General features: G+C 67.9%; 19 protein-coding genes. 12 read left to right on the top strand and 7 right to left on the bottom strand.

Annotation, left to right across the window (positions count from 1 at the left end):
• The first annotated feature begins 203 nt into the window (after positions 1-203).
• From AC07XP_RS00405 to AC07XP_RS00390, 4 genes are read left to right on the top strand one after another with little or no spacing between them, the layout of a single operon-like run.
• Positions 204-1,253: an SAM-dependent methyltransferase gene (locus AC07XP_RS00405; RefSeq protein ID WP_495263441.1), complete on the top strand. Its 1,050-nt coding sequence runs from the start codon at positions 204-206 to the stop codon at positions 1,251-1,253.
• Positions 1,253-2,044 (top strand): DUF1295 domain-containing protein, encoded by a 792-nt coding sequence (locus AC07XP_RS00400; RefSeq protein WP_495263440.1) that lies wholly within the window; start codon positions 1,253-1,255, stop codon positions 2,042-2,044. Before AC07XP_RS00405 ends, AC07XP_RS00400 begins: the two co-directional genes overlap by 1 nt.
• Positions 2,041-2,661, top strand: a complete 621-nt coding sequence (locus AC07XP_RS00395) for a DUF6134 family protein (RefSeq protein ID WP_495263439.1) — start codon at positions 2,041-2,043, stop codon at positions 2,659-2,661. The genes AC07XP_RS00400 and AC07XP_RS00395 overlap by 4 nt, the downstream gene beginning before the upstream one ends.
• A complete protein-coding gene (locus AC07XP_RS00390) occupies positions 2,658-3,089 on the top strand; it encodes a DUF2177 family protein (RefSeq protein WP_369646504.1) in 432 nt (143 codons plus the stop codon). The genes AC07XP_RS00395 and AC07XP_RS00390 overlap by 4 nt, the downstream gene beginning before the upstream one ends.
• Here AC07XP_RS00390 and AC07XP_RS00385 read toward each other — a convergent pair.
• Both AC07XP_RS00385 and AC07XP_RS00380 read right to left on the bottom strand, forming a co-directional pair.
• A complete protein-coding gene (locus AC07XP_RS00385) occupies positions 3,052-3,708 on the bottom strand; it encodes a ChrR family anti-sigma-E factor (RefSeq protein WP_495263438.1) in 657 nt (218 codons plus the stop codon). The two genes, AC07XP_RS00390 and AC07XP_RS00385, sit on opposite strands and share 38 nt — an antisense overlap.
• A gap of 2 nt (positions 3,709-3,710) precedes the next feature.
• Positions 3,711-4,259 (bottom strand): sigma-70 family RNA polymerase sigma factor, encoded by a 549-nt coding sequence (locus tag AC07XP_RS00380; protein WP_253252337.1) that lies wholly within the window; start codon positions 4,257-4,259, stop codon positions 3,711-3,713.
• Between the two features lie 215 nt (positions 4,260-4,474).
• On the opposite strand from AC07XP_RS00380, the gene AC07XP_RS00375 reads away from it, so the two are divergent.
• From AC07XP_RS00375 to AC07XP_RS00365, 3 genes are read left to right on the top strand one after another with little or no spacing between them, the layout of a single operon-like run.
• Positions 4,475-5,860 (top strand): NAD(P)/FAD-dependent oxidoreductase, encoded by a 1,386-nt coding sequence (locus tag AC07XP_RS00375; RefSeq protein WP_495263437.1) that lies wholly within the window; start codon positions 4,475-4,477, stop codon positions 5,858-5,860.
• The gene (locus AC07XP_RS00370) at positions 5,857-6,645 is read left to right on the top strand and encodes a DUF1365 domain-containing protein (protein ID WP_495263436.1); all 789 of its coding nucleotides are present in this window, start codon (positions 5,857-5,859) and stop codon (positions 6,643-6,645) included. Before AC07XP_RS00375 ends, AC07XP_RS00370 begins: the two co-directional genes overlap by 4 nt.
• A complete protein-coding gene (locus tag AC07XP_RS00365) occupies positions 6,642-7,868 on the top strand; it encodes a class I SAM-dependent methyltransferase (RefSeq protein ID WP_495263435.1) in 1,227 nt (408 codons plus the stop codon). Before AC07XP_RS00370 ends, AC07XP_RS00365 begins: the two co-directional genes overlap by 4 nt.
• A gap of 278 nt (positions 7,869-8,146) precedes the next feature.
• On the opposite strand, the gene AC07XP_RS00360 is transcribed toward AC07XP_RS00365, so the two are convergent.
• Complete coding sequence (locus tag AC07XP_RS00360; protein ID WP_492727614.1) at positions 8,147-9,088, bottom strand: LysR family transcriptional regulator; 942 nt, start codon at positions 9,086-9,088, stop codon at positions 8,147-8,149.
• 136 nt (positions 9,089-9,224) lie between these two features.
• On the opposite strand from AC07XP_RS00360, the gene AC07XP_RS00355 reads away from it, so the two are divergent.
• The 3 genes from AC07XP_RS00355 to lhpI are packed head-to-tail and all read left to right on the top strand — an operon-like array spanning position 9,225 to position 15,172.
• A complete protein-coding gene (locus AC07XP_RS00355; protein WP_495263434.1) occupies positions 9,225-10,703 on the top strand; it encodes a short-chain fatty acid transporter in 1,479 nt (492 codons plus the stop codon).
• Between the two features lie 16 nt (positions 10,704-10,719).
• Positions 10,720-14,187, top strand: a complete 3,468-nt coding sequence (locus tag AC07XP_RS00350) for a molybdopterin-dependent oxidoreductase (protein ID WP_495263433.1) — start codon at positions 10,720-10,722, stop codon at positions 14,185-14,187.
• A gap of 40 nt (positions 14,188-14,227) precedes the next feature.
• The gene (gene lhpI / locus AC07XP_RS00345) at positions 14,228-15,172 is read left to right on the top strand and encodes a bifunctional Delta(1)-pyrroline-2-carboxylate/Delta(1)-piperideine-2-carboxylate reductase (protein WP_495263432.1); all 945 of its coding nucleotides are present in this window, start codon (positions 14,228-14,230) and stop codon (positions 15,170-15,172) included.
• A gap of 21 nt (positions 15,173-15,193) precedes the next feature.
• On the opposite strand, the gene AC07XP_RS00340 is transcribed toward lhpI, so the two are convergent.
• Positions 15,194-16,162 carry a LysR family transcriptional regulator gene (locus AC07XP_RS00340; protein WP_369629361.1) on the bottom strand — a complete coding sequence of 323 codons (969 nt, stop codon included), beginning with the start codon at positions 16,160-16,162 and terminating at the stop codon, positions 15,194-15,196.
• A gap of 103 nt (positions 16,163-16,265) precedes the next feature.
• Here AC07XP_RS00340 and AC07XP_RS00335 point away from each other — a divergent pair, with 103 nt between their 5' ends.
• Positions 16,266-17,252, top strand: coding sequence for a Bug family tripartite tricarboxylate transporter substrate binding protein (locus AC07XP_RS00335; protein WP_082818001.1), 987 nt, complete (start codon positions 16,266-16,268; stop codon positions 17,250-17,252).
• Positions 17,253-17,342: 90 nt separating this feature from the next.
• Entirely contained in the window at positions 17,343-18,974 is a 1,632-nt protein-coding gene (gene ggt, locus AC07XP_RS00330) for a gamma-glutamyltransferase (protein WP_495263431.1), read from the top strand.
• Between the two features lie 151 nt (positions 18,975-19,125).
• On the opposite strand, the gene AC07XP_RS00325 is transcribed toward ggt, so the two are convergent.
• The 3 genes from AC07XP_RS00325 to AC07XP_RS00315 form a co-directional block, all read right to left on the bottom strand.
• Positions 19,126-20,535 (bottom strand): amino acid permease, encoded by a 1,410-nt coding sequence (locus AC07XP_RS00325; protein WP_495263430.1) that lies wholly within the window; start codon positions 20,533-20,535, stop codon positions 19,126-19,128.
• A 74-nt stretch (positions 20,536-20,609) separates the two neighbouring features.
• Complete coding sequence (locus tag AC07XP_RS00320) at positions 20,610-21,374, bottom strand: maleate cis-trans isomerase family protein (protein WP_495263429.1); 765 nt, start codon at positions 21,372-21,374, stop codon at positions 20,610-20,612.
• Positions 21,371-22,417, bottom strand: coding sequence for a carbon-nitrogen hydrolase family protein (locus AC07XP_RS00315; RefSeq protein ID WP_495263428.1), 1,047 nt, complete (start codon positions 22,415-22,417; stop codon positions 21,371-21,373). Before AC07XP_RS00315 ends, AC07XP_RS00320 begins: the two co-directional genes overlap by 4 nt.
• Positions 22,418-22,490 lie beyond the last annotated feature (73 nt).

Genomic DNA, 22,490 nt, shown 5'->3' with positions numbered 1-22,490 from the left:
CACAGCTACGTCCGCTTCGCAGCTCTCGCGGTGCATGTCCAGTTTGTCCAGAGATAGTGGGCCTGGCCTGTAGCGCCGCCAAGTGACCGACCGCCGTACTTCGCACCGTCGCCTCAGTCCCCATGCGCTGAAGCCGACGCACAGTGATCCATTGCGGCCGGCCTGGCGTAGGAAGAAGAGACTCTCTTCCTGCACCCACCGCCATGCCCCAAGCCTCGAGCACCTCCACTGCCATCCATTGGGTTGAACAAGGCCTGGTGCCCGACGGCGCCGTTCGGCTGGGCGTGCGGCGGCTGCTGCGCCAGCGCCTGGTCGAGCTGGACAGCGGCGACCCGGAAGCCGTCGCCCTGCGTTCGGAGGCATTTTTCGACGGACTGCGCGAGGCACCGCTGGCCCTGCTGCCCGAGAAAGCCAACGAGCAACACTACGAGCTGCCCGCCGAGTTCTTCACAGGCGTTCTGGGGCCCCACCGGAAGTACAGCTGCTGCTGGTGGCCTGAGGGAGTGCAGACGCTCGAGCAGGCGGAGGCGGCAGCCTTGGCCGAGACCTGCGCACGTGCCGGCCTGGCGGATGGGCTGCGCATCCTGGAGCTGGGCTGCGGTTGGGGTTCGCTGAGTCTGTGGATGGCCGAACACTTCCCACGCGCCCGCATCACGGCGGTCTCCAATTCGCACTCGCAGCGGCTGTTCATCACGGCCGAGGCCGCCGCACGCGGCCTGGGCAACCTCGAGGTGATCACCTGCGATTTCAATGATTTCGAGACCGGCGATCGCTTCGACCGGGTGGTGTCGGTGGAGATGTTCGAGCACCTGCGCAACTGGCCGCGCGCCTTTTCGCACGTGGCCCGCTGGTTGAAACCGCAGGGGCGGTTCTTCATGCACGTCTTCGTTCACCGCGAAGCGCCCTACCCGTTCGAGGAGCGCGATGCCAGCGACTGGATGAGCCGCCACTTCTTCTCCGGCGGCATGATGCCCAGCGACGATCTTGCCCTGCGCTGCCAGGACGACTTGCGCCTGCTGCACCGCTGGCGCTGGGATGGCCGCCACTACGCGCGGACCTCGGCCGCCTGGCTGGCGCACATGGACGCCCGGCGGGTCACCCTCATGCCCCTGCTGGCCGCCGTCTACGGAGAGCGCGACGCGCCGGTGTGGTGGACCCGCTGGCGGCTTTTCTTCATTTCGGTGGAAGAGCTGTTCGGCTACGCCGAGGGCGGCCAGTGGTGGGTCGGCCACTACCTGTTCGAGAAACGGTGATGCTGTCGCTCGCATGCCTGGGTCTGGCGATCGCCCTCGGCCTGGCGTTGCCCGTCTGGGTGTTCAGCGTCGCGGTGCGCGACGCCAGCCTGGCGGACCGGATCTGGCCCCTGATGATCGCGGCGCCGGCCCTTGCCTACGCTGGCGCCCATGCCCGCGCGCTCGACGCTCGCAGCGTCTGGATGCTCGGGCTGCTGCTGGCATGGGCTTGCCGGCTGGCGCTGCACATCGGGCGCCGCAACTGGGGCCACGGCGAAGACCGCCGCTACCAAGCCATGCGTGCGCGCAACGAACCACACTTCGGACTGAAAAGCCTTTACCTCGTGTTCGGGCTCCAGGCGGTGTTGGCATGGATCGTCGGTTGGCCGCTGCTGGCCGCGTTCGCGCACCCGTCGCCCCTGTCCTGGCTGGACGTGCTGGCCCTGCTGCTGGCCGGCGGCGGTGTGGTCTTCGAGGCCGTGGCCGACGCCCAGCTCGCCCGCTTCCTGCGCAACCCGCACCGCGAGGATGCGGTGATGGACCGCGGCCTCTGGGCCTGGTCGCGCCACCCCAACTACTTCGGCGAGGCCTGCGTCTGGTGGGGCCTCGGGTTGGCAGCGCTGTCGGCGGGCGGATGGGCCCTGGCGTGGTGCCTGGTGTCTCCGCTGCTGATGACCGTCCTGCTGCTCAAGGTGTCGGGCGTGGCGCTGCTGGAGCACGACATTGCCGAGCGCCGGCCCGCCTACCGCAGCTACGCGGCACGCACCAGTGCCTTCATCCCCTGGCCGCCGCGGCGTGGCGCCCGTCCATGAAGCACCGGGCCTTGGGGCTGATGCTGGCACTGGCGACCTGCCTGGCCGTGGCACAGGAAGGTGACGAGGAAGCGGGCGAATGGCACTTCACCGCCATGCTCGATGGCAAGCCGATCGGGACCCATCGCTTTGTCGTCGGCGGCACGGCGGCGACGCGCAGCGTCGACAGTCGTGCCCTGTTCACCGTGCGCATGCTCGGCATCCCGGTCTACCGCTACCGGCACCAGGCCGAGGAGCGCTGGGCCGGAGACTGCCTGCGTGAGCTGCGCGCCGAGACCGACGACGACGGCACCCGCCAGCAGATCGCGCAGCGCTTCGACGGCGACTGCCCGATGAGCTTTGCCTACTGGAATCCCCGGCTGGTGAAACAACAGCGCCTGATCGATCCCCAGACGGGCAAGGTCGAGCCGGTCCGCTTCGAGCCGCTGCCCGATGCGACCCTCGAGGTCCGCGGTCAGCCCGTGCGGGCGCGCGGCTGGCGACTGCAGGCGGCGCAGCAGCGCATCCGCATCTGGTATGCCGCCGACAGCGGACGCTGGATCGGGCTCGACGCTGACACCAAGGGCGATCGCCAACTGAGCTACCGACTGACCTCTCCTCCACGGAGCACCCCATGAAGCCATCCCCGCGTACCTTGCTCGCTGCCTACCTGTGGGCGCTCGTGTGTTTTCTGGTGCTGGACGCCGTCTGGTTGTCGGTCATGGGACCGCGCCTGTACCAGCCCGCGCTCGGTGCGCTGATGGCGCCGCAGGTGGACTGGACGGCGGCGGCGCTGTTCTATGCGCTCTACCTGGTCGGCCTGGTCGTCTTGGCGATCGCGCCGGCACTGGAGGCTGGCGAGCCCGCCGTGGCGTTGCGTCGCGGCGCGCTGCTCGGGCTCGTGGCCTACGCGACCTATGACCTGACGAACCAGGCCACACTGCGCGACTGGCCCTGGGCCGTCACGGCCGCCGACCTGGCATGGGGCACGGCCGTGAGCGGCGTGTCGGCGTGGGTCGCGGCGCGCATCACATCCCGACCAGCGCGCCGAAGAAACGCGCAATAGCCCCGTCGAAGTGCAGCCGGCCGTCCAGCGAGGCGAGGCAGATGCACTCGCTGCCGTCCTGGACCACCGGCTGGTGGTTGATCTCGGCATCGGCCGCATCGAAATCGCCGGCGCCGAACAAGGCACGGCCATCGTGGAAGCGGCCGTGCAGCACCTGGGTGAACTCCTGCCCCTGGTGCGTGTGCTGCGGCAGGTACTTGCCGGCCGCGATGCGCAGAAGAAAGACGTTGGCCTCCGGGGCATCGGGCACCGTCACGCGGCTCCAGCGCATGCCGGGGCCGATCCAGCGCCAGGGCGTGGCACTGCAGTGAGCGAGCGCGCGCGGCCAGCGCGCGCCGGGTGGCAGCGGTGGGGGCGCGCTGACCCGCACGCGAGCGGGTTCAGCGCCTTCGTGCGCATCGATCCGGGCCCAGGTGCGCGACAGCGCGTCGTCGGCCATCGGGACCGCTTCCAGGCCGTCGAGCAGGATGCCGCCCACGGCATCGAGTGCGCGCGCCCGCTCGCGGCACAGCGGGCACAGTTCCAGGTGGCTGGCCAGGACCAGTCGCATGCCAGCCGGCAAGTGGCCGGAGGACCCGGCCAGCAGCAGGTCGTCGTCGGGGTGGTGTCGGATGTCCATCGTCAATGTTCCAGCAGGCGGCGCAGTTGGGCGACCGCCAGGCGCACGCGCGACTTCACCGTGCCCAGCGGAATGCACAGCTGGGCCGCGATGCGGGCATGCGGCGCGTCTTCAAAATAGGAAAGGTGCAGCACCTGCTGCTGCTCGGGCGGAAGCTGGCGCAGCGCGCCGCGCAGCCGTTCGCTCAGGCGCGCGTCGTGCAGCTGGTCTTCGACGGCCGGGTCGTCCGAGGGGAGCAGGTCGAAGTCGACTGCGTCTTCAGACGACTGCACACCCTGGCGCCGCCGCAGCGCGTCCACACGCAGGTTCCGCGCGATGGCGAAGATCCAGGTCGTGGCGGCCGCCCGGGCCGGATCGAACAGCGCGGCCTTGCGCCAGACGGTGACCAGGGCTTCCTGGGCCAGTTCCTCGGCCTGGATGGCCGGGCTGCCGCTGTGCATCAGGTAGTGCTTGATGCGCGGCGCGAAATGCGAGAACAGCTGCGCGAACGCGTCCCGGTCCTGTCGCTGCGCCACGGCGGCCATCGCCTCGGCCCAGAGGTCGTCGGGCAAGGCAGATGGCTCGGAATCGGGGGAGACAACGGTCAAGAGGGACGCTCGACGACTGCGGGGCAACGGAGTGCCCGCAGAGGGGTTGGACGGATCAGGAGCCGCGGTCATGTGCTGTCATACGCAAGGAAGCCGCGTTCGGATCATCGCAGCGACACGCCGGTAATCCAAACGGCCATTTCCTGCGTACAGGCAGCACGACCCGACGGAGACTCTCCATGCTGCCTCTTCTTGCCCCGTCTGCCGCCTTGCCGACGCCTGCCTCCGTGCCTCCCGAGCAGCGCATCGCCGTCGTCGGCACCGGCATCTCGGGCCTGTCCTGCGCCTGGCTGCTGTCCCAGCGCCACGAGGTCACGGTGTTCGAGAGCGAGCCTCGGCTGGGCGGCCACAGCCATACCGTGGACGCGCCGGGCCGGGAAGGCCCGGTGCCGGTGGACACCGGCTTCATCGTCTACAACGAGCCCGCGTACCCGAACCTCACCGCGTTGTTCCAGCATCTGGCCGTGCCGACCGCGGCCTCGGACATGTCGTTCGCAGTGAGCCTGGACGCTGGCGGGCTCGAATACGCCGGCACCGACCTGCGCGGCTTGTTCGCGCAAAAGCGCAACCTGGCGCGCCCCCGCTTCTGGGCCATGCTGCGCGACCTGCTGCGGTTCTACCGCGAGGCGCCGCGCGATGCGCAGCTCGCAGGCGACCAGGCGCTCGACGACTACCTGGATGCCCACGGCTATGGCCGCGCGTTTCGCGACGACCACCTCTACCCCATGGCTGCGGCCATCTGGTCCACGCCGGCGGCGCAGGTGGGGCGCTATCCGGTGGCAGCCTTTGTGCGGTTCTGCGAGAACCATGGGCTTCTGCAGATCAGCGGCCGCCCCATCTGGCGCACCGTGGTGGGCGGCAGCCGCGAATACGTGCGGCGCCTCAGCCAGCCTTTCGCCGACCGCATCCAGCTGGACCGGGCCGTGCTCGAACTGCATCGCGAGCCGGCGGGTGTGCGGCTTCGCACGAGCGCCGGCTGGTGGCCCGAGCGCTTCGACCAGGTGGTCCTGGCCACCCATGCGGACCGCTCGCTGGCGCTGCTCGACGTGCCCGCCGGTGCCGAGCGGGCCCTGCTCGGTGCCCTTCCCTACAGCCGCAACCTGGCCGTGCTGCACCGCGACCCTGCCCTGATGCCGGCGCGGCGCGCCGTGTGGTCGAGCTGGAACTACCTCGGCACGCGCGGCAGCGGGGCGGCCCCGACGGTGACCTACTGGATGAACCGGCTGCAGCCCCACCTGCCGCAGGGCGCGGCGGCCGAGCCGCTGTTCCTGACCCTGAACCCGGCGATCGACCCGCGGCCCGAGCACCTGATCCGCACCGAGGTCTACGACCACCCGCTGTTCGATGCCGCGGCCATGGCCGCGCAGCGCCAGCTGTGGCAGCTGCAGGGCCAGCGCCGCACCTGGTTCTGCGGCGCCTACTTCGGCGCCGGCTTCCACGAGGACGGATTGCAGGCCGGCCTGGCCGTCGCCGAAGCGCTCGGCGGTGTGCGCCGGCCCTGGCGCGTGGCGCAGGAGTCCGGGCGCATCCACCTGCCGCACCCCGCGCAGGCCGTCGCCTCATGAACGCGCACGAAGGCTCCGCGCTCTACATCGGACGCGTCATGCACCAGCGGTTGCGGCCGAAGCGGCACCGGCTGAGCTACCGGGTCTACAACCTGCTGATCGACATCGACGAACTGCCGCAACTGCACGCCCGGTTGCGCTGCTTCTCGGTGGACCAGTTCAACCTGTTCAGCTTCCATGCCGCCGACCATGGCGACGGTTCGGGCCGCGACCTGCGGGCCCAGGTGGAAGCGCGGCTGCGCGAGGCCGGCCTTCCAACCGGCGGCGCGATCCGGCTGCTGACCATGCCGCGGCTGCTCGGCCACGTGTTCAACCCGCTCAGCGTCTGGTTCTGCCATGCACCCGACGGCGCGCTGCAGGCGCTACTGTACGAGGTCAACAACACCTTCGGGCAACGGCACAGCTACCTGATCCCGGTCGCTGATGACGGCGCGTCCGTCGTCGAGCAGCACTGCGACAAGCAGATGTACGTCTCTCCCTTCAACGGCATGGACCTGCACTACCGGTTCCGCGTCGCACCGCCGGGCGAGGCGGTCTCGGTCGGCATCAACGTGCACGACGCGGCCGGCGCCGTGCTCAACGCGCGGCTCGACGGCCAACGTGTCCCCCTGAGCGACCTGGCGCTGCTGCGCGTGTTCATCACGCATCCGTTGCTGACCCTCAAGGTGGTGGCCGCCATCCACTGGCAGGCCCTGCGTCTGTGGATCAAGCGCGTGCCGCTGCATCCGCGACCGGCTGCCCCCGACCACGACCTCACCATCGTTCCTTCGAACAAGACCCCATGAGCCTGACCACACCTTCCGCACCCGCCCTCGATGCCGCGCCGGTCTTCTCGCCGCTGCGCCGGCTGCTGGCCCGCACGCGTTTCGGCCGGCTGAGCTTGAGCCTTCCGGGCGGCCGGTGCATCGAGGTGGTCGGCCGCGAACCCGGACCGCACGCGAGCCTGCGCCTGCTGAGCTGGCGCCCTCTGCTGCGCCTGGCGCTGCAAGGCGATCTGGGCCTGGCCCTGTCGTTCCGCAATGGCGAGTGGGAAAGTCCGGACCTGCTGGCCTTGTTCGAATTCGGCCTGGCCAACGAATCGGCCTGGGGATCGCTGCTCAAGGGGCGCGGGCTGGCGCGCTGGGCGGCGCGGCTGCGGCACCTGACCCGCAGCAACAGCCGGCGCGGAAGCCGGCACAACATCGCATTCCACTACGACCTGGGCAACGCGTTCTATCGGCACTGGCTGGACGACAGCATGCTGTATTCGAGCGCGATGTTCAGCGACGCCGACGACGACACGCTGGAAGCCGCCCAGGCGCGCCGCCTCGCTGCCATCGCCGAAATGCTCGACACCCCGCAAGGGGGCGACGTGCTCGAGATCGGCTGCGGCTGGGGAACGCTGGCCGCGAGCCTGGCCCGCCGGCACGAAGCGCGCGTCACCGGCGTCACGCTGTCGAGCGAGCAACTGGCCTTCGCCCGCGAACGCGCGCAGGACTGGGGCGTGGCCGACCGGGTCGACCTGCGGCTGCAGGACTACCGCGACGTGCAGGGCCGGTTCGACCGCATCGTGTCCATCGAGATGATCGAGGCCGTCGGCGAAGCCTACTGGCCCACCTACTTCGCCACCTTGCGCGAGCGCCTCAAGCCCGGTGGCGTCGTGGTGCTGCAGGCGATCACGATCGCCGATGCGCAGTTCGACAGCTACCGCCAGGGGACCGATTTCATCCAGCACTGCATCTTTCCCGGCGGCATGCTGCCCAGCCCGCGCGTGCTGCGGGAACAGGCGCAACGCGCAGGGTTGGTGATCGAGGCTTCCCGCTGCTTCGGCAAGGACTACGCGCGAACCCTGGCAGAGTGGCGTCGCCGGTTCCTCGCCGCCTGGCCGCAGATCGAGCCACTCGGCTTCGACGCCGCGTTCAAGCGCTTGTGGACCTACTACCTCTCCTACTGCGAGGCCGGCTTCCACGCGGGACTCGTCGACGTCGGCCTCTACCGGTTGCGCGTCGCCGAAGCCGGAACTGCCTGATCGGTCGGCGCAGTGCGAACCGCCCCCTTCCTTCTTCTTAACAGGGTGACACACCGCAATTCCGGCCGTTCTGAAATATCCTGTGCGAACGCAGCAACTGCTGCCCGTATTGCGCGGCCTGCCGGGACAATGCCGATGAGGCTGCCAGAGACGCGGTCCTGGACGCGATTCTTCTGGCTTGCGATAAGCCCGCCTTCGATGACTGGGCGACAACTGCCGGTAGCTGTCGCTCACCCCACGCCTGCCATGCGTGTCGCAGGAAGCGGCCCACTCGAAAGCTACAGCGGCTCGTCATCCATCCGCGGCTGTGACTCTCTCGTCAGCGTCTTGGCCAACAACCGCAAGGTACTCGCAGAGGCTGCCGTAGCCTCGGAAAGAACAGCCCCGCGCCGATAGGCCAGTCCCAGGTCCATCGAGGGCACCGCGCTGGACACCACCGTCCTGCGAATACGCCCACCATCGTGCGACCATGGGCGAAACACCAGATCCGACAAGATCGTCACACCCACGTTCTGTGCAACGAGGCTGCGCACGGCCTCGATCGATTTGGTGCGGAACACGACCTTGGGCTTGAGCTTCATCGCGCTCCAGTAGCGGCCCACGGTGTCCACGTGCTCGTCCATGTCCAGCAGCACGAAGGGCATCTGCGCGATCTCGCGCAGCGACACCGACTTCTGCGCCACCAGCGGATGGTCGAACGACGTCCACAGACGGCGCTCCGACTTCAGCAGATTCTCGCGACGTATGTCCGGGGCACGAGACAGGTTCGACACCAGGACCACGGCCAGGTCGAATTCGCCGCTGCGCAAGCCGTTCTCGATCTCCACCCGGTTGCGCTCCACGGGCTCGAACTCGACCAGCGGCAGTTGCCTGCGCATCGCGCCGATGATCTTCGGCAGCATGTATTCGGACACGGTGTCGGTGATGGCGATCTGCACCCGCCCCTCGACCGAGGACACCGAGTTGCGTGTCTCCTCCACCGCCGCATCGAGCGTGTGCAGCATGTGCTCCGCATGCCGCAGGAAGCCCTCGCCCTGCACCGTGAGCCGCAGCCCGTCGGAGTGCCGCGTAAAGAGCTGCACCTTCAGCGTCGACTCCAGGTTCTTGAGCGAAGTGGTCAGCGACGGCTGACTCACATAGCAGCGCTGGGCTGCGCGGGACACCTGCCCCGTGTGCGCTGCGGCCACGAAGTGCTGCAGCTGCTTGATCGTTATCGACATAGATACATCCTATATCGCTCTATTGAAAATAGAGATTATGAATTGTCGATGGCAATTCCTAACATCCGGGCAGCACGCCATGTCAGGCGTGTGACGAGGACGCCCACCGTTCCAGCAGCAGTAGCAGGAGACCCCCATGCCATCGACATCACACACTTCCGCCGGACACGGCGCCCACCCTCCTGTACCCCAAGAGGCCTCGACCGATGCCGGCCTGTTGAGCCGCCTGGGCCTGCGTTTCACCGCCTGGGCCGAGCGCTGGTTTCCCGACGCCTTTGTGTTCGCGGCCATCGCCGTGGTGGTGGTCGCGGGCGCCGCGCTACTGAACGGATCGAGCCCGCAAGCGGTGGCCAAGTCTTTCGGCGACGGCTTCTGGAGCCTCATTGTCTTCACGATGCAGATGGCGCTGGTGGCCGTCGGCGGCTACGTGGTGGCGACCTCGCCGCCAGCTGCGCGACTCATCCGCAAGCTGGCCGCACTGCCCGTGTCGGGGCGCCAGGCCATCGCGTATGTGGCGGCGATCAGCATGATCCTGTCACTCTTCAACTGGGGCATTTCGCTGATCTTCAGCGCGCTCTATGTGCGCGCGCTGGCCGGCCGCCTCGACCTGCGCATGGACTACCGCGCGGGCGGCGCGGCGGCCTATCTCGGCATGGGCGCGACCTGGGCGTTGGGGCTCAGTTCGTCGGCGGCGCAGTTGCAGGCCAACGCCAGCAGCCTGCCCAAGAGCATTCTGGACATCACCGGCGTGATCCCGTTCAGCCAGACCATCTTCCTGTGGCAGTCGGTCGCCATGGCGCTGGTGTTGATGGTCGTGTCGGTGGCCATCGCACTGTGGTCGGCGCCCGACGCGAAACACGCGGTCACGGCGCAGGACCTGGGCGTGGACCTCACGGAAGCCAAGCCCGCTTCCGCCGAGTCCGCCGAGCGCCGCCCCGGCGAGTGGTTCGAGCGCAGTCCGCTGCTCACGCTGCTCCTGTGCGCGCTGGGCTTCGGCTGGCTGGCGCAGGAGTTCATGGCCAAGAGCCCGTTGATCGCGATCTCGGGCCTCAACACCTACAACCTGCTGTTCCTCATGATCGGGCTGCTGCTGCACTGGCGCCCGCGCAGCTTTCTCGACGCGGTGTCGCGCTCGGTGCCGTCGACGGCGGGCGTGATCATCCAGTTTCCTCTGTACGGTGCCATCGCGGCCATGCTGACCGGCGCCAAGGGCGACGCAGGCATCACGCTGTCGGACCGCATCGCGCATCTGTTCGTAAGCATCTCCAACGTCGACAGCTTCGCCGTGGTGATGGGCGCGTATTCCGCCGTGCTGGGTTTCTTCATTCCCTCGGGTGGCGGCAAATGGATCATCGAGGCGCCCTACGTCATGCAAGCGGCCAACGACCTGAAGGTCCACCTGGGCTGGGCCGTGCAGGTCTACAACGCGGCCGAGGCGCTGCCCAACCTGATCAACCCGTTCTGGATGCTGCCGCTGCTGGGCGTGCTGTCGCTGAAGGCGCGCGACATCGTGGGCTTTACCTTCCTGCAATTGCTGGTGCATGCGCCGCTGGTGCTCTTCATGCTCTGGGCCTTCGGGCGCACGCTGAGCTATGTCGCGCCGGTGATGCCTTGAGCCGCGCAGATTCCGGATGCAAGTGATGACGACGACGGCGCCCACGCAAACCAGGCAGGGCTACTGCACGCTCTGCCGTTCGCGCTGCGGCACGCTCAACGAGGTGCGTGACGACATGCTGGTGTCGGTGAGGCCCGACGCCTCGCACCCCACCGGCCAGGCGATGTGCATGAAGGGCAAGGCCGCGCCCGAGCTCGTGCACAGCCCGCACCGTCTGCGCTACCCGATGCGCCGCACGAGGCCCAAGACCGAAGCGGATCCGGGCTGGGTGCGCATCGGCTGGGACGAGGCACTGGCGGAGACCGCCAAGCGCCTGAGTGCCATCAAGGCCGAGAGTGGTGCCGAGTCGGTGGTGTTCGCCGTGACCACGCCCAGCGGCACGCCACTGACGGACAGCATCGACTGGATCGAGCGCTTCGTGCGCCTCTTCGGCAGCCCCAACATCTGCTACGCGACCGAGGTCTGCAACTGGCACAAGGACTTCGCGCACGCCTTCACCTTCGGCTGCGGGATGCCTGCGGCTGACTACGCGCAGGCCGAACTGATCGTGCTGTGGGGACACAACCCTGCGAACACCTGGCTGGCGCAGGCCAACGCGATCGGCCGAGGCCGCGCGAACGGGGCGAAGATGGTGGTGATCGATCCGCGCCCCACGGCGCTCGCGCGGCAGGCTGACACCTGGCTGCCCGTGCGGCCCGGAACCGATGCGGCACTGGCGCTGGGGCTGATCCACCTGCTGATCGCGGACGCGCGCTTCGACGAAGGTTTCGTGCGCGCGTGGACCAATGCACCGTTGCTGGTGCGCAGCGACAACGGGCACTTCCTGCGCGAGCAGGACCTGTGGCCCGATGCCCAGGGCAACCGCTTCGTGGCGTGGAACGACGCGCTCGCCTGTGCGGTGCCCTATGACACCGAGCAGGCAGCGAAATCCCAGGACGCAGCCCACTTCCGCCTGCGCGGTGCGGTCGAGATCGACGTGGGCGCACATCGCTTGTCGTGTGCGCCAGCGTTCGAACTGCTGGCCCAGGGCTGCGCGGCCTACACGCCGCCGAATGTCGAACGCATCACCGGCGTTGCTGAAGCGTCTTTGCGCGCGGTCGCAGAGCTTTTCGGCACTTGCCGCCGCGTGGCCTATCACGCCTGGACTGGCATCGGCCAGCACACCAACGCGACGCAAGCCGAGCGCGCTGTCGCCACGCTGTATGCGTTGTGCGGCAGCTTCGACCGCATCGGCTCGAACCGCGTTCGCGTCGGTCCGCGCGTCAACGCCGTCAACTCGCTCTCACTGCTGCCCGACGCGCAGCGCGCCAAGGCCCTCGGTCTGGCGCAGCGCCCGATCGGCCCTCCCGCGCACGGCTGGGTGACGGCGCGCGACACCTACCGCGCGATTCTCGAAGGCGAGCCTTACAGGGTGCGCGCGATGATGGCCTTCGGCACCAACCTGCCCGTGTCGCAGGCCGACACCGCACTCGCGCACCAGGCACTGTCGCAGCTCGAATTCCACGTGCACTGCGATCTGTTCGAAACACCTGCCGCCCGGTATGCCGACATCCTGCTGCCGGTCAATACGCCCTGGGAGCGCGAAGGCCTGCGCGTCGGCTTCGAGATCGACGACCGTGCGGCCGGCTGGGTGCAGTTGCGCCAGCGCATGGTGACGCCACGCGGTGAATCGCGCGCCGACAACGACGTGCTGTTCGACCTGGCCGTTCGCCTGGGCATGGGTGACGGCTTCTTTGGCGGCAGCCTCGACGCGGGCTGGAACCACATGCTCGAGCCACTCGGCATCACGGTCGACCAGTTGCGTGCCCGGCCCGAAGGCATGGCCTGCGCCATCGACGCGAGCGAGCAGAAGTACGCCCGCGCCACGCCCACCGGCGTGCGCGGCTTCGACACCCCGACGCGACGCGTCGAGCTCTATTCCGAAACCCTGCTGCGCCACGGCCAGCCGCCGGTCGCCACCTTCGTCGAACCGGCAGACACGCCGCGCGATGCGAAGGCCACGCGCCAGGGCCGCTTTCCCTATGTGCTGAGTTCGGCCAAGAACGGCTTCTATTGCCACAGCCAGCACCGCAGTCTGGCCTCGCTGCGCAAGCGCGCGACCGATCCGGTGGCCGAATTGAGCCCCGCGCTCGCGGCCGCCAAGGGCATCGTCGACGGCGACTGGATGCGCATCCGCACGCGCGTGGGCGAGGCCCGCTTCGTCGCACGCGTCACGCCCCAACTGGCGGACGACGTCATCGTGGCCGAGTTCGGCTGGTGGCAGAGCTGTCCCGAGCTCGACCGCGACGGCCTGCCGATTGAAGGCGCGTTGGGCAGCAACTTCAACGCGCTGATATCCGCCGACAGTTGCGACCCGGTGAGCGGCTCGGTGCCGCATCGCTCGTTTCTCTGCGACATCGAACGCGACCCGGCCACAGAGGTGCGGCAGCGCAAGTGGTCCGGCTACCGCCCCTTCCGCATCAGCGCGCTGCGGCCTGAGGCCGACGGTGTACTCGGCATCCACTTCGAGCCGGTCGACGACAGCGAACTGCCCGATTACCGCCCCGGTCAGCACCTCGAAATGCAATTGCATCTGGACGACGGCACGCAGGTCACGCGCGCCTACTCGCTCACGGGCGCGGCCGAGGTGCCGGGCCGGCGCAGCTACAGCGTGGCCGTGCGCCACCAGCGCGGCCGCTCGGCCGACGGCACGCCGCACGAGGGGCGCGTGTCGAGCCATCTGCACCGCGCGTTGAAAGTCGGCGACACCCTCGCGCTGCGGGCGCCGTCCGGCGGCTTCGTGCTGCCGCGCCACTCGCCGCAGCCGCTGGTCTTTTTCGCGGGCGGCATCGGCATCACGCCCTTCATCAGCCTGCTCGAATCGCTGCCCGACGGCGCGCAGGGGCCGGCCATCTGGCTCTACTACGCCAACCTGAACAGCACGACCCACGCGTTTCGCGAGCGCATTGCACAGCACTGCGCGCGGCTGCCGCAGTTGCAGGTTGTCGACCACTACAACGCACCACGGCCGCAGGAGCGCCAGGGCATCGACTACCAGTCGGATCGCTTCATCGAAGCGAGCGTGGTGGACGACGCGTTGATCGCGCAGCGCGCCCGCTTCTACCTGTGCGGACCGCCGGCCATGATGGACGCGGTGACCGCCGGCCTCGTGGCGCGGGGCGTTCCGCGCTTCGACATCTTCAGCGAGGTCTTCCGCTCGCCCACCACGCCGCCCGCCGACGGCGACCAGCGCTTCACCGTCAGCTTCGCGCGCTCGGGCCGCGCCCCCGCAACGTGGACGCCCCGGCAGGGCACGTTACTGACCTTTGGCGAATCGCTCGGCGTGCAGATGGCCAGCGGCTGCCGTGTGGGCCAGTGCGAGAGCTGTGCGGTGCGCGTGCTGAGCGGCAAGGTGCGCCATCTGCACGGCAGCGAACCGGAAGACCCGGCCGTGTGCCTGGCCTGCCAGGCCGTTCCACTCGAAGACGTGGTGCTCGAGGCATGACGGCCGGCACTTTCACTCAACTGACTCCATCCGTGACCCCATGAAAATCATCGATACCGAAAGCACCCGCCGTGCCTTGCCCTTCGACTGCCTGATCCCGGCGCTTAGGGAGATGTTCATCGCCGGCTGCGAGGTGCCCTTGCGGCACACGCATTCGCTCCAGGCCGGGACGCACACCTCGCCCCGCACCGTGCTGGTCATGCCGGCGTGGCAGCACGACCGCTACCTGGGCATCAAGACAGTGACCATCTTCCCGGACAACGCGCAACGCGGCCTGCCTGGGCTGTTCTCGACCTATGTGCTGTACGACGCCAGCACGGGCGAGCCGCTGGCGCAGATCGACGGCAACGAGATCACGTCGCGCCGCACCGCTGCCGCATCGGCCCTGGCCGCGTCCTATCTCGCGCCTGCCGATGCGCGCAGCCTGCTGGTCGTCGGCTGCGGGCGTGTCGGCAGTCTGATTCCCGAGGCCTACCGCGCCGTGCGTCCGATCGAACGCGTGGTGGTGTGGGACCGCGACGAATCTGCGGCGAAGGCACTCGCTGCGCGGCTGTGCGCGCAGAACATCGAAGCGGCCGTTGCGCCGGACCTTGCCCACGCGGTGAACGATGTCGACATCGTGAGCTGTGCCACGCTCGCCACGCAACCTGTGGTGCAGGGCGCGTGGCTGCGGCCTCGCAGCCACCTCGACCTGATCGGCAGTTTCACGCCGCAGATGCGCGAAGCCGACGACGCCTGCTTTGCGGGTGCACGTCTGTTTGTCGATACGCAAGAGGCGTTGCAAAAGAGTGGCGAATTGCTCGGGCCCCTGTCGCGCGGCGTGTTCGCCGCCGACGATGTGGCAGGGGAGTTGGCCGACCTGGCCGCGGGCCGGATCCAGGGACGCGCCGAGAGTAACGGGCGGACCGTCTTCAAGGCCGTGGGCACCGCCTTGGAGGACCTGGCCGCGGCAGTGGTGGTCTACGAAGCTTCTGGTTCGACCTGAGACACGTGCCTTGGCCGACCGCTAAGCGCTGGGCGCCTCCTGCACGTGTGCGGCAGGCAAGCCCCGCGCGTGCGCCTTCAGGCAGGCAATGAAGTCCATGAGCGTGGCCGAGACGTGCTCGCGGTTCCACACCACGGTGATGGGGCCGAAGCGGATGTTCGAATCGATGGCGACCTTGCGGAACAGCCCCAGCGAGGCCATGTAGTCCGCCATGGATTCCGCGCACACGCCGACATAGTCGCCCTTTTGCAGCAGCGCCTGCATCATGGCCAACGAGGCGGTTTCTGCCTTGGGCACCAGCCACGATGCCTGTTGCTCGATGAGATAGGCATCCATCTGGATGCGAGTGAGCGTGCCAAGGGGCGGCATCACCCAATGCTCGCGCAGCACGTCGGCAAAGCCCAGCGGCTGGTTGCTGTTCCAGTGCTTGCTGCCCTGGCCGATGACGATGCTCACCCGGTCGTCAAAGAGCACGTGATGCGCCAGTTGCGGCTGGTGCGCCCGCGCATCCAGAACGCCGATCACGGCATCCATGGCACGCGTGTCCAAGCCTTTGAGCAGGTCGTCGAACAGGCCGTCGTGGATGGACACGGCCACGTCGGCATGGCGCTGCTGGAACGCGGTCACGGCTTCGGGCAGGCCGCCGGCGATGCCTGCCCAGACGCTGCCCACGTTCAGTCGCGGCACGCGTCCCGCAGCCACCGCATGCATTTCGAGGCCGGTGCGGGCGATATCGCCCAGCACCGTGATGGCCAGGCGTTTGAGCAGATGCCCGGCAGGCGTCAGCTGCACCTTGCGCCCGCGCACCACCAGCGGCGTGCCCGCCACGCGTTCGAGCTCTGCCAGCCAGTGCGACATGGCAGATTGCGTCATGTGCAGCCGCGCCGCCGCTTCGGTCAGCGTGCCCGCCTCGTCCAGCACCAGAAAGGACTCCAGATGCCGGACCTTGATGCCTCGTGCCCATGACAGGCCTTCCGAACGCTCGATCATGAGTAAACCTTCATGCATCCATTTTGCATTTTCACTAGGCAGATGGCAGGGGTTGTCATGAAAATTACTTCATCTTCCATGACAGACCCTCTGAGGAATCCCTGTGCCCAAAGCAATCACGAACGTCTACAAGATCCTGATGGGTGTCGCGGTCGCAGCCGCCACGGCCACCACCGTGTTCGCGCAAGCCTCCTACCCCAGTCGTCCCGTGCGCCTGATCGTGTCGCAGGCCCCGGGCGGCAGCAGCGACACGATCGCGCGCATGTGGGCTGAACACGCAGGCAAGGCCATTGGCGCCACCATCGTGGTGGAGAACAAGCCCGGTGCGGGCGGCCTCATTGCCGCCCAGAACGCGCTGAATGCGCCCGCCGATGGCTACACCCTGCTGCTGGGCAGCGTGTCGCTGATGGTGCTCAATCAGTTCACCTACAAGCCACTGCCCTACAACCCCGAGAAGGATTTTGTTGGCGTGACCATGCTGACGACGGTGCCGTTCGTGCTGTCGGCCAACCCGGCCACGGGCATCAAGACGCTCAAGGATCTGACGGAAAAAGCCAAGGCGGCGCCCGGCAAGCTGAACTTCGCGTCCGCCGGCCTGGGCAACTCCACCCATCTGGCGGTCGAGCTGGTGTCCAATGCCCTGGGCATTTCGATGACCCACATCCCTTACAAGGGCGAGGCCGACGGCATCCTGGCCACCATCGGCGGGCAAACCGAGGTGATGGCCCCGGTGTATGGCACCGCCCTGCCCCACATCAAGAACCACAAGCTCAATCCACTGGCCGTGTTGTCGCCGCAACGCACCCCTGAGCTGCCCGATGTACCCACCCTGGGTGAGCTGGGTGTGAAGGGCTTTGACAACATGGGCTGGAGTGCCGTGGTGGCACGCGCCGGCACGCCGGCCGACATTGTGGAAAAGCTCAACAAGGCGACGACGGCCTTCCACCAGAGTCCCGACGTGCAGGCCAAGCTCAAAAGCATGGGCGTGATCCCCATGTCCGGCCCTTCCGCACTGGTCATGGAAACGGCGGCGCGTGACGCCAAGGCCTGGGGGCCCACGCTCGGGGCACTGAACCTCAGCGCCAAGTAAGCCGGCGACCGCACAAGCACCGCCCCCTTTTCTTCCATCTTCACCCCTTGCCGTATCGCCGATGCAGCAAGGGGCTCGTCTTCACACCTCATGAAAAAAGAAGCAATGGTGGTCTGCCCGCAGCCGGAGGCGGCCGAATCCGGCATCGACATCCTGCGCGCAGGCGGTAACGCGGTGGATGCCGCCGTGGCCACCGCGCTGGCCCAGACCGTGGTCGATCCGCTGATGTGCGGTATCGCAGGTTTCGGCACCGCCGCCGTCTACCTGCCGGGCGCCCAGGTGCATGAATATTTCGACTTCCACTCGCCCGCGCCGCTGGCGGCCAGGGAAAACATGTGGGAGCACCTGCTGGAGGGCGAGACCAAGGACGGCTTCGGTTTCATCCTCAAGGGCCGCGTCAACGACATCGGCCCCCAGTCCATCGGCACGCCGGCCACGCTCAAGGGCCTGGAGGCCATGCACCAGGCGCACGGCCGCCTGCCGTGGCAGCAGGTGGTGGAGCCCGCCATCCGCTGGGCCGCGGACGGCTACTTTGTGCGACCCGGCATGCACGCCTTCTGGATCGACGAACCCACCATGGGGCGCGTCGGCAACCTGGAGCGGCTGCAGTACTGCGAGGAAAGCCGCCAGCTGTACTGCCGCCCCGATGGCCGCCCCAAGCCCATCGGCGCACCACTGCGCAACGAAGGCATGGCCGCCGTGCTGCGCCAGATTGCCGAAGAAGGTGCGCGCCCGTTCTACCAGGGCGACCTGGCGCAAAAGATGGTGACGCACCTGCAGTCGCTGGGGGCGCTGATCACGCTCGACGACCTGGCCCGGTATCAGGTGCAGCGCAACCCGCCGTTGGTGGGCCGCTACCGCGACCGCACCATCACGACCAACCAGCCCCCGGGCGGCGGCGCCATGCTGCTGGAGATGCTCAACATCCTCGAGCACTTCGATCTGGCGAGCCTGGAGCACAACAGCCCCGCCTACCTGCAGCGGGTGTGCGAGGCCATGAAGAAGGCGACGATCGACAAGGACCGCTGCATCGGCGACCCGAAGTTCTTCGATGTGCCGCTGGATCAGCTCCTGTCCAAGGACATGGCCCGGGAAGTGGCCGAGCAGATCCGCACGGGCCATCGCTTCAACGTGGAGCGCGTGAACCCTGGCGCGCCCGTGCCGCGCGACACCACCCACCTGAGCGTGGTGGACGCCGACGGCAACGCCGTGTCCCTGACCCACTCGCTGGCCATGCCCTCAGGCATCATCACCCCGGGCATGGGTTTTCTGTACAACGGTTGCATGGGCGTGTTCGACCCGCGTCCGGGCCGCGCCGGCAGCATCCAGCCGGGCAAGAGCCGCTTCACTTCGTCCTGCCCCACCATGACCTTCAAGGACGGCGAGCTCGACGTGGTGCTCGGCGCCCCGGGGGGCACGCAGATCGCCATGGGCGTGCTGCAGGTGCTGCTCAACGTGATCGATCACGGCATGGAGATGCAGGCAGCCGTGTCGGCACCTCGCTTCTCGTCCACCAGCAACTCCATCGACGTGTGCAACCGCATTCCGCGTTCCACCACACGCGCGCTGGAAGCACAGGGCTACGCCATTGGCCGCAACCCGTACAACTACACCATCGGCTGGGTGCACGGCGTGCAGGTCCAGGCCGATGGCCTGCACGGCGGTGCCGACCCCGGCCGCGATGGCGTGGCGTACAGGCTGCGCATGGATCCGGCGCACTGATCGGCCACCGGAGTTCCCGAGCAGCACGATGCGCCGGAACCCACGGGTCTTCAAATGAGCCAGGGCAGCGGCCACGTCGTGCCCGGGACATGGACAGTCCGCGATGGCTGCGTTCCTGCCCATGGGTCGAAACAAGGGATGGCGTTTCCCGTCAGTTGGCGAATTGCTTCGGCATTTCCGGGCGTCGCCACCGTGCACACCGGTAAGCGGCCAACACGGTTCCCACCCAGATCGGCATCGCAAGCGCCGAGGCACGAATCGCAGGCGTCAGAAGAATCACGACGACGACCAGCACGAGGAACCCGAGGCACAACCAGTTGCTCACGGGGCTGCCCGGTGCCGGGAAACCCGTGACGATGCCCAGCGCGCGCATCCTTCGCCGGAACTTGAGGTGCGTCAGCACGATGACGAACCAGGTCAGCACCAGGCACGCCACGGCCAGCGAGATCAGCAGCTCGACGGCCCCGTTCGGCATGACGTAGTTCAGCACCACGCACGAGCCCGTGAAGAACGCCGGCAGCAGGATGGCGGCCGAAGGCACGCCGCGCCGGCTGACCTTCGCCAGCCCCTTCGGGGCATGCCCTCGTTGTGCCATGCCGTACAGCAGCCGGCTGTTGCCGTACACCATGCCGTTGTAGACCGACAGCGCCGCCGTCAGGATGATGAAGTTCAGGGCATCGGCCGTGAAGCGGTTGCCCAGCGCGGAAAAGATCCTGACGAACGGGCTGCTGCCATAGGTGTCGCCGCCCGCCTGCAACGACGCCAGCAACTGGGTCCAGGGCGCCAGGCACAGCAGCACCAGCATCGAGCCGATATAGAAGATCAGCACCCGGAAGATGACCTGGTTGATGGCCTTCGGAATCGTCCGCCCCGGCTCGGCCGCCTCCGCAGCGGTGAAGCCCAGCATCTCCAGGCCGCCGAACGAAAAGAGGATCAGGGCCATCGCCATCACCAGGCCGTGCACGCCGTTCGGAAAGAAACCACCGTGGCGCCACAGGTTGCCGACGCTGGCCTGCGGCCCGCCGTCCCCGGAGATCAGCAGGTAGCCACCGAGCGCGATCATGCCGACCACCGCCGCGACCTTGACCATGGCGAACCAGAACTCCGTCTCGCCATAGACCCGCACGCTGACGAAGTTCATGGCGTTGATGAGAACGAAGCAGACCGCGGCCGTGACCCAGGTCGGAACTTCGGGCCACCAGAACTGCACGAACTTTCCCGCCGCCGTGAGCTCGAGCATGCCGACAAGCACATACATCACGACGCAGTTCCAGCCCGCGAAGAAGCCCGCGAAATCACCCCAGTGCTCGCTCGCGAAATGGCTGAACGACGACGATGTCGGCGTCTCGACCAGCATCTCGCCGAGAAAACGCATGATCATGAAGGCCACGATGCCGCCGATGCCGTAGCCGAGGATCATCGAGGGGCCGGCCAGCTCGAGCACGCCCGCAGAGCCCAGGAACAGGCCCGTACCGATCGTGCCGCCCAAGGCGATCATTTGGATGTGCCGGTTGCTCAGCCGGCGCTGCAGATGGCCCGGGGTGGGCTCGTTGCCTTGCATGGGTTTGTCTTCCTTTTTCTTGTGGCCGATGGGCCTGGTTTTCTTGAGCGCGCACCACTGGCGCTTCGGGTCGGCTAATACCTGCCGCCGAGCAGCGACCCGCTCCCCGGCGCATGGGTGCGCAGGCCCAGGCGCTTGAGCATCATGAAAGTCGTCGACACCGCTGACGACACCACCGGCAGTCCGGTCCGTTGCTCGATGAGATCGACCGATGCCAGCGACGGCATCTGCACGCAGGCCGATGCCACGATGGCATCCACACCCGCGGTCTTCAGGCGCTTCGTGATCTCCGCCGGAGCCAAGGGGTCCTGGCGCCCCACTTCCAGGTTGTCGGGAATCTCCAGCGAGATGCTGTCGACGACCTCGATGCCTTCGTGCTCGATGTAGTCGATCACCAGCTGCGTCAGCGGCTTCATGTACGGCGCCAGGATCGAGACCTTCTTCGCACCGATCGCATGCAGGCCGTCGACCAGCGCGCCCCCCCGGGCGGTGGCCACGACAGGCGCGGGCGCTGCGTTGTCCACGGTCCGCTGATGCAGCCGTTGCTCGGAGATGCGGTGATACCCCTTGCCCATGCTCATGATGGCCACCAGGCAGGCGTACCCGAGCACGTCCACGCGCGCATCGGACAGCTCCAGCGCGCAGCGGTCGCTGTCGGCGTCCATCGCGGCCAGCTCTTCGCGCGTGACCTTCTTCATGCGCATCCGGCTCGCGTGGAAGCTGAAGCGCTCGGGCGCCACCGCTTCGCGCGCCCGCAGGATCGCGGGGATCTCGGTTTCCATGGTCGTGTTGGACGACGGCACGATCTGCCCGATGCGAAACACACGGCCTTGCGTCATGGCGTGCCCTCCCCGGCCTGGCCTGCGGCAAGCGCCATCGGCAACGCCGCACCGCCGCCATCACCCGGGTCGGGAGCGTCGTCGTCGCGAAACCGCGCCGGTGCCAGTCCCCGGCGATCGACGCGCAAGTCGAAGATGTCGAAACGGTTGTAGTGCCCCGTGATGTCGTGCATCTGTCGCGGCTGGATGCAACGCGACAGGTCGATGTCGGCATAGACGATGCCTTCTTCGTCGATCAGCGGCTTGCCGATCACGCGGCCGTCGGGCCCCAGGATGCCCGAGAAGGCGCTGCTGCGCCGCGACAGCAACTCGCGCGACTTCGGATGCGTGGCGGCCATGGCCTCGATGATGTCCTCGGAGACCGTCGAGCACGAAACCACGGTGAACACCTTGCCTTCGAAGGAATGCGCGGCGGCCCGAAGGCGGATGGCCTCGGCCATGTCGTAGTCCGGCGGCGCGACCGGCAGCGAGATGTAGCTGGCCACGTGCACGAGCTCGCCCTGGGCGAGCAGGCTGAACCGGGCCAGCGTGTTGGTGTTCTCGCCGCAGGCCAGCGACCCCAGCGGACCCACCGCGGTCTGATGCACGCGCAGCGACGAGGCATCGCCGTTCGCCCAGGTGAGCTTCTCGGCCCAGGTCGGCACCAGCTTGCGGTGGCGGCCCAGCAAGGCGCCATCGGGGCCGATGGTCAGCAAGGTGTTGTAGAGGGTGCCGACGCCGGTCGGGCTGCGCTCGTTGACGCCGATCACGACATGAGCGCCGTGGTTGCGCGCGGCCTGCTGCAGGCGCTGCACCTGCGGCCCGGGCACCTCGATGGCCGAGCGGCACAGCCGTTCGAACCACGGGCTGCCCTCGATCGGGTTCATGACCCAGTTCCAATACGGATAGCCGGCCACGAAGACCTCGGGAAAGGCGATGAGGGTGGCCCCGTGCGCCGCGGCTTCGGCGATGAGCGCGCAAGCCTTGTCGATGGTCGCGTCGGTATCGAGGTACACCGGCGCGGCCTGCACGGCCGCGGCCTTGAATGTGGGCAGATCAAGCATGTGTCTGTTTCCTGTAGTTCGGGATTGCAATGAAAAGAAGAAGAAGAAAAAAGGCGCGCCGATGCGGCGGGCC

Source organism: Variovorax sp. GW531-E2, assembly GCF_059423125.1.
The sequence above is the reverse complement of the archived record's forward strand: the minus strand, read 5'-3'. Positions and strand labels throughout refer to the sequence as shown.